The sequence below is a fragment of the Bartonella numerosa genome, assembly GCF_037070845.1.
Taxonomy (GTDB): domain Bacteria; phylum Pseudomonadota; class Alphaproteobacteria; order Rhizobiales; family Rhizobiaceae; genus Bartonella.
On record NZ_JAYMZI010000024.1, the window covers coordinates 1 to 1,499 of the forward strand.

At 41.3% G+C, this 1,499-nt stretch carries 2 protein-coding genes and 1 pseudogene; all 3 read right to left on the reverse strand.

Annotated elements, in window-relative coordinates; genetic code table 11:
- The coding region (locus tag WCP75_RS04970; RefSeq protein ID WP_336277132.1) for a type IV secretion system protein at nt 1–292 on the reverse strand (292 nt) is incomplete at its 3' end.
- 205 nt (nt 293–497) lie between these two features.
- Nucleotides 498–1,295: a TrbJ/VirB5 family protein gene (locus tag WCP75_RS04975; RefSeq protein ID WP_336277133.1), complete on the reverse strand. Its 798-nt coding sequence runs from the start codon at nt 1,293–1,295 to the stop codon at nt 498–500.
- A gap of 79 nt (nt 1,296–1,374) precedes the next feature.
- A pseudogene (locus WCP75_RS04980) lies at nt 1,375–1,491 on the reverse strand (TrwG protein); the annotation flags it as partial.
- Nucleotides 1,492–1,499 lie beyond the last annotated feature (8 nt).

Consider the following 1,499-nt stretch of genomic DNA (forward strand, 5'->3'; position numbering starts at 1 on the left):
ATTCACTAGGCAGATTTGTTATAAAGTCAATGATATCTTGCTGATATAGCCCACCGGACAACGCGATTGAAGTAATGATACTCACTCGAAAACAGCGGTTTATAAAATCGGTGAGCGGCATGTCCACTGCACCGCGAATGATAAGCCACCCATATACAATGAAGGCAATAGTTATACCCACCGACACGATAGGTGTGAGCGCGATAGCTACCTTTGATGAAACACCCGTAATATACGTACTTGTTATTTGATCAAATTTATCGAAAAGCTGTGTGAACATTACGAAGGACATGGCATTTCTCTTTAACGAATTTTTCACTTTTCTGAAATGTTAGCGCACATCATGCATCTCGCTCATATTTGCTACAATCTGCCGTAAACGCTCTTTTACAAGATTATCAGAGCCAACTCACATATTCCGCGCTATTCTTCAAAATCACCGAATAGCACGGAAAACCCACCGGTCTTATCTCTCCGATAAGAAAAAATCAGAGGTATTACCTTAAAGATACATTATATTTGATAGCCGGCATTTCCGTATTTTTGCTATAAAGGATTTGTACATTGCGCTTACGCTTCAGCCGGCTGATAAGTGCTTGCTCGATGCTTCTCAGGTGCGTGATCATTTGCAGTTTCGTGGCTTCATTCTGGATTATAGCTAATGTCCCCTTAAGGCGCGCTTGTAACGCGGCAATGCTCTGTGCATCCTTTGCACCTTTAACTTCCTCTAACAATTTTGAGATTTGATGAAAACGATTTTCTGTGTAGTCAAAAATTTGCAAGCTTACGGCTTTATCCATGATATCCGCATACTGACTACGCTCATCGATAGTTTCGCGTGCATCATCCAAAGAACGTTTGCGAAGATAATCCTCTTCTCTTCTGACTTTTCTATACAACTCCGGCATCTTATCATCAACTCGTATCTGCCCTGCGGTGTCATAAATAAATTGTGGACCTTTAAGGACAAGACTCTTTTTACCATCTAAAGTACTGAGAGATTTCCAGCTGGCTTTTGGATCCAATGTATTTGGTTTACCACGAGAAAAACCAGGCGTATCTGCAAAAGATGGTTTGGCGTACTTACTTGAATGTGAAGTCGACATACCGTTTCCTTTAACTGTTGGACCTCTCTGCCAATCTCCTTGCCAAGATCCCGGCCTACCATAACTGTGGTGCACACCACGGCTAATGCTATTGAAATCAATATCATCGAGACTGTTACCACCACTCATCCCCAGGTTTGGCATTCCGAGAACTACGCTTACCACTGCTGTAACGATAAGTTTTTTCATAATCTTCTCCGTTTAATTTTCACATACCGTAAAAAAAATCGGTAATTATAATTGCCGCAAAATTGCCATCTATTTTTCACGCTGTTCTGCGAGATTTGACAAACTCACTGATGAGTTCACGCTCCAAACCTCGACTTTCCTCGTAATAACTATTAAGTCGTTCGGCTTTCACCGGTTTAGCTTCCTTTTTTTTCATATCGCTTC

Bases quoted from the DNA above. Each gene is read 5' to 3' on its own strand.
- WCP75_RS04975 (WP_336277133.1), bottom strand. From the start codon at position 1,295: ATGAAAAAACTTATCGTTACAGCAGTGGTAAGCGTAGTTCTCGGAATG.